Below are 6,263 nucleotides of genomic sequence, written 5' to 3' on the forward strand. Positions count from 1 at the left end.
CTCACTCAGTGAGTGCTAACGACGGTCTATCTTGACGTATTCCGGAGGATCAGTCCACTGTCACCGGCACGCGGTGACCGACGCCACGTGCGACGGTACGCGCGCGAGAGCGCGTCTCCAGCCGTGAACGCAGCGCCAGCAGGGTCACCAGGGCCAGCGCGGTGCCCCCCATGGGGACCAGGAAACCGGCGCCGCCCCAGAAGCGGTCCTCCAACTGTCCGGCGATCGTGACGGCGGCCGCCTGCCCGAGCGCGACCGCGCCCGTCAGCCAGGTGAACGCCTCGGTGCGGGCTCCGGCCGGGACCAGGTCCTCGACCAGCGTGTAGCCGGTGATCAGCGCGGGCGCGATGCACATGCCGACCAGGAGGCCCAGGCCCGCCAGGACGAGCACCGAGTGCGCCGCCCACAGTCCGGAGGCGACGAGCGCCAGCGCGGCGTAGGCGACGACCAGGCGCCGCTGCGGGGCAACCTTCCAGGCGATGGCGCCGCAGACCAGGCCGGAGAGCATGTTGCCCGCGGCGAAGGTGCCGTACAGGACGCCGTTCAGCCCGGGCTCGCCGATGGACTCGGTGAAAGCGGCCAGCGAGACCTGCATGCCGCCGAAGACGGTGCCGATGCCCAGGAAGGCCACGATCAGCACGCGCACACCGGGGACGCGCAGAGCCGAGGTGTGCTCCACGCGCGCGTGCCCGGCGACGGCGACCTGGGGCTGCGTGCTCTTGCGCGCGGCGAACAGCAGGCCGCCGAGCAGGGTCAGCGCGGCCTCGGTGACCAGGCCGGCGGCCGGATTCACGGCGGTGCACAGAGCGGTCGCCAGCAGCGGGCCGAAGACGAAGGTGAGCTCGTCGGTGACGGACTCGAAGGCCGCCGCGGTGGGCATCAGAGGCGAGCCCTTCAGCCGCGCGCCCCAGCGGGCCCGCACCATGGGCCCGATCTGCGGTACCGAGGCACCCGTGGGCACGGCCGCCGCGAACACCGTCCACAGGGGTGCGTGGGTCAGGGCGAGCACGGTGAGGGTGAGGCCCGACAGCGTGTGCAGGAGCACGCCGGGAATCAGCACCGCGCTCTGCCCGTAGCGGTCGGCGAGCCGCCCGCTGTAGGGCGCGCACAGCGCCATGGAGACACCGGTGACGGCCGCGGCGGCACCGGCCGCGCCGTACGAGCCGGTGGTGTGCTGCACGAGCAGCACGATGGAGATGGTGAGCATCGCGAACGGCTGGCGGGCCGCGAAGCCGGGCAGCAGGAACGTCCAGGCTCCGCGGGTGCGCAGCAGCTGCCCGTATCCCGGGCGGGAGGAAGCCGTCGAATCGTTCGACGGCTCGGTGGTGACCGTGGATGCCACGGCCCGTGCCTTTCTGCCGCCTGGTAGCGCGACCCCGTCCGGTGGGCGGGGGCGCCGAGAGCTGTCCTCTTGCGCGTGCTGCGGTAGATGCCGGTGCTCGCCGCACGAGGTGTCCCGGCCGCCATACGGTCGCGCCAGCTCTGCGTCAGGCAGAGTTGGTTCGATCAAGGTGTGCCTTCATCGTACAGGGATCAAGGAGCGTCATCCCTGTGAAAATGAGCACCGCAGGGTCGGCCGCCTCTGAATGAAGGGGGTGTGAACGGTGTGAAACATGCACTTAACGCGCACTGCCGCCCGTGCCCAGCCATCCCGCGAGCTTGCCGCCGTGCCCGACGGCCCGCAGTCGCCGTTCCGCCGCGTCGCGGACCGGGTCGGTGGCGACGACGAGGAGTTCGTCGCCGTGTCGCAGCACGGTCGTCGGCAGCGGCACGAACGACGTCCCCTCGCGCACGACGAGGGTGACGGCAGCCCCGGCCGGCAGCCGTAGCTCGTTGACCTCGACGCCGTGCATCTTCGACCCCTCGGGGATCGCGACCGACAGCAGGTGCCCGCGCAGCCGCTCCAGGGGCGCCGACTCGACGCCGAGGTCGGCGGCCTCGGGATCACCGCCCAGGCGTAGCTTGCGCGCCAGCCAGGGCAGCGTCGGGCCCTGGATCAGGGTGTAGACGACGACCAGGACGAAGACGATGTTGAAGATGCGGCGGCTGCCGTCGACGCCGTTCACCATGGGGATCGTCGCCAGGATGATGGGCACGGCGCCGCGCAGCCCGGCCCACGACATCAGCGTCTGCTCCTGCCAGGGCACCCGGAACGGCGTCAGGCACACCACGACGCTCAGCGGTCGGGCCACCATGGTCAGCACCAGGCCGATGACGAGCGCCGGCAGCACGTCGTCGCCCAGCTCGTGCGGGGTCACCAGGAGGCCGAGCAGCACGAACATGCCGATCTGGGCGATCCAGCCGAGGCCGTCGGCGAACCCGCGGGTGGCGGGCCAGTGCGGCAGTTTCGCGTTGCCCATGACCATCGAGGCGAGATAGACGCCCAGGAAGCCGCTGCCGTGCGCCAGGGAGCCCGCCGCGTACGCGGTGACCGCGATCGCCATGACGGCGATCGGATAGAGGCCGGAGGCGGGCAGCGCGACGTGCCTGAGGCCCCAGGAGCCCAGCCAGCCGACCGCGAGGCCGATGGCGGCGCCGATGGCCAGTTCCAGTGCTATCTCGCCCAGCAGTACGTACCAGTGCTCGACGGGGCCCGCCGTGGAGAAGGCGACCACCAGGATGACCACCGGGGCGTCGTTGAAGCCGGACTCGGCCTCCAGGGTGCCCGTCACGCGCGAGGGGAGGGGGATCTTGCGCAGGACGGAGAAGACCGCCGCCGCGTCGGTCGAGGACACCACCGCGCCGATGATCAGCGCCTGTCTCCACTCCAGCCCGGTCACGAAGTGCGCGGCCGTGGCGGTGACGCCGACGCTGACCGCGACGCCGGCCAGTGCCAGTGCCGTGGCGGACGGCAGGGCCGGTTCGATCTCCTTCCACTTCGTGCCGAGGCCGCCCTCGGCGAGGATCACGACCAGGGCGGCGTAGCCGATGACCTGGGTCATCTCGGCGTTGTCGAAGTGGATGTTGCCGATGCCGTCCTGGCCCATGAGGACGCCGATGCCCACGTAGACGAGCAGGCTCGGGAGCCCGCTGCGCGAGGAGATCCGGACCGCTGCGACGGCGACGAGCAGGACGAGCGAGCAGACGAGCAGGAGCTGGTTGAGGTGCTGGACAGTCAGCGGCGGTTCCCTTCACCGGCGCGCGCGGCTTGCGCGCGGGCGCACATGTGCTTCGGATACATCGGACACGAAGCCGTCGGCTTCGGGTCCAACTACTTCGTTACCTTACCTAACTCTTGACGATTTCTTGACGCTCGGCGGGGGAAGATCGAACATCCCTCCGTACCGGTACCCGACTCCGCGTCAAGTGGCTCAAGGCCCTGCGCCTATGGTTGCTCCAGCACTCCAGGACCGCCTGCCGCTCGCGTTAGGACAGCAAGGACAGCGATGCCCCCCAACACCACCGCCACATCGGGTGACAAGCCCGGCAAGTCCGGCAGGAAAAAGGGGCGCAAAGCCCGTTTGATCGTGCTTGTGCTGGTGCTGGCCATCATCGGAGGCATCGCTTACGGCGCCTACTGGTCCATCAGTACCGTCCGCGCGTCCTTCCCGCAGACCAAGGGTTCGATCACACTCGAGGGCCTGACCGGGCCCGTCGACGTGAAGCGGGACGGCTACGGCATCCCGCAGATCTACGCGGACTCCGACGAGGACCTGTTCATGGCGCAGGGCTTCGTCCAGGCCCAGGACCGGTTCTACGAGATGGACGTGCGCCGGCACATGACCTCCGGGCGACTGTCGGAGATGTTCGGCAAGAGCCAGGTCGACAACGACGAGTTCCTGCGCACCCTGGGCTGGGACCGTGTTGCCAAGGAGGAGTACGACAGCAAGCTGTCGGCCGACACGAAGAAGTACCTCCAGGCCTACGCCAAGGGGGTCAACGCCTACCTCAAGGGCAAGGACGGCGCCGACATCTCCCTGGAGTACGCGGCTCTGGGGTTCACCAACGACTACAAGCCCACCGAGTGGACCCCGGTCGACTCGGTCTCCTGGCTGAAGGCGATGGCCTGGGACCTGCGCGGCAACATGCAGGACGAGATCGACCGCGCCCTGATGACCAGCCGTCTCGGCCCGGCCCAGATCGCCGAGCTGTACCCGCAGTACCCGTACGACCGTAACCAGGCGATCGTCCAGGACGGCCAGTACGACGAGCTGACCAAGACGTTCGAGCAGAGTGACGACCAGAGCGACTCCGACGACAGCTCCACGGGCGACGGTACGGGCACGGGCACGTCCTCGGGGTCGTCCTCGAGCAGTACGGACGGCTCGGCCCTCCAGAGCCAGCTCTCGGGCCTCTACAACGTCCTGGACGACCTGCCCACGGCCGTAGGAGTGAACGGCAACGGCATCGGCTCGAACTCCTGGGTCGTCGGCGGCGACAACACGATCACCGGTAAGCCGCTGCTGGCCAACGATCCGCACCTGTCGGCCTCGCTGCCGTCCGTCTGGTACCAGATGGGCCTGCACTGCCGAGCCCTCTCCAGCAAGTGCCAGTACGACGTCTCCGGCTACACCTTCGCGGGCATGCCCGGTGTGATCATCGGCCACAACCAGACCATCTCCTGGGGCATGACCAATTCCGGTGTCGACGTCACCGACCTCTACCTGGAGAAGCTCTCCGGGGACGACGGCTACCAGTACGACGGCAAGGTGAAGCCGTTCGTCACGCGCGAGGAGACCATCAAGGTCGCCGGCGGCGAGTCCAAGAAGATCGTCGTCCGCCAGACCGAGGACGGCATGCCCCTGCTGTCCGACCGCGACGACGAACTCGTCGACGTCGGCAAGAAGGCCACCGTCGACACCGCGGCGCCCGACCGCGGTGACGGTTACGGCGTCGCCCTGAAGTGGACCGCCCTGCAAGCGGGCACCTCCATGGACGCCGTCTTCGGCATAGACAAGGCGAAGGACTGGGACAGCTTCCGCAAGGCGGCCGAGTCGTTCGACGTGCCCTCGCAGAACCTCGTCTACGCCGACACCTCGAACCACATCGGCTACCAGCTGCCCGGAAAGATCCCCACACGCGCGAAGGGCGTCGACGGCTCGATCCCGGCACCGGGCTGGCTCTCCAAGTACAAGTGGAAGGGCTACATCGACTTCGATGAGCTGCCCTTCGAGTACGACCCCGCGCGCGGCTACATCGTCACCGCCAACCAGGCCGTCGTCGACAAGGACAAGTACCCCTACACGCTCACCACGGACTGGGGCTACGGCGCGCGCAGCCAGCGGATCACCGACCTGATCAAGGGCAAGATCAAGGGCGGCGGCAAGATCTCCACCGACGACATGCGCCAGATGCAGCTGGACGACGACAGCGAGATCGCGAAGCTGCTCGTGCCCGTGCTGAAGAAGCTCAACCTCGACGACCCGGACGTCCGCGAGGCGCAAAAACTGCTGGAGAACTGGGACTTCACCCAGGACGCCGACTCGGCCGCGGCCGCCTACTTCAACGCGGTCTGGCGCAACATCCTCAAGCTGGCCTTCGGCAACAAGCTGCCCAAGGAGCTGCGCGTCGAGGACCAGTGCCTGTGGGTCGACCCGGTCAACACCACCGGCCCGGTCGACGACACCGAGAAGGTCCGCGAGTGCGGCCAGCGCGACGCCGACCAGGCGCAGCCGGACGGCGGCGACCGCTGGTTCGAGGTCGTGCGCAACCTCATGACGAAGACGGACAGCGACTGGTGGACGACGCCCGACTCGGGCACCCGCCCCGGCGCCGACCACAACCGCGACAAGCTGTTCGAGCGCGCCATGATCGACGCGCGCTGGGAGCTCACCGCCAAGCTCGGCAAGGACATCGACACCTGGAGCTGGGGCCGGCTGCACCGCCTGTTCCTGAAGAACCAGACCCTGGGCACCAGTGGCCCCGGTTTCCTCCAGTACATCCTCAACCGCGGCCCGTGGAAGCTCGGCGGCGGCGAGGCGACGGTCAACGCGACCGGCTGGAACGCGGCCGGCGGCTACGGCGTCGTATGGGTGCCGTCGATGCGGATGGTGGTCAACCTCGACGACCTCGACAAGTCGAAGTGGATCAACCTCACCGGAGCCTCGGGACACGCCTTCAGCGCTCACTACACCGACCAGACGAGCAAGTGGGCCAACGGTGAACTGCTCGACTGGTCCTTCTCGAAGAAGGCGGTCGACGACAGCACCAGCGACACCCTGGTGCTCAAACCCTGAGCTGTCGACCGTACGGAAGGGGCCCTCCACGCGCGCGTGGAGGGGCCCCACAGGGCGTTCGGCACCGAGGGATTGGTACAGGACGCG

General features: G+C 68.7%; 3 protein-coding genes. 1 reads left to right on the forward strand and 2 read right to left on the reverse strand.

The window, feature by feature from the left end; all coding sequences use genetic code 11:
• Nucleotides 1–49 precede the first annotated feature (49 nt).
• Entirely contained in the window at nt 50–1,342 is a 1,293-nt protein-coding gene (locus ABT070_RS22480) for an MFS transporter (RefSeq protein WP_351763351.1), read from the reverse strand.
• A gap of 277 nt (nt 1,343–1,619) precedes the next feature.
• A complete protein-coding gene (locus ABT070_RS22485; RefSeq protein ID WP_351763383.1) occupies nt 1,620–3,119 on the reverse strand; it encodes a potassium/proton antiporter in 1,500 nt (499 codons plus the stop codon).
• 267 nt (nt 3,120–3,386) lie between these two features.
• On the opposite strand from ABT070_RS22485, the gene ABT070_RS22490 reads away from it, so the two are divergent.
• Entirely contained in the window at nt 3,387–6,176 is a 2,790-nt protein-coding gene (locus tag ABT070_RS22490; RefSeq protein WP_351763353.1) for a penicillin acylase family protein, read from the forward strand.
• The last annotated feature ends 87 nt before the right edge of the window (nt 6,177–6,263 follow it).

The organism is Streptomyces sp. NPDC002884 (genome assembly GCF_040295245.1).
GTDB lineage: Bacteria > Actinomycetota > Actinomycetes > Streptomycetales > Streptomycetaceae > Streptomyces.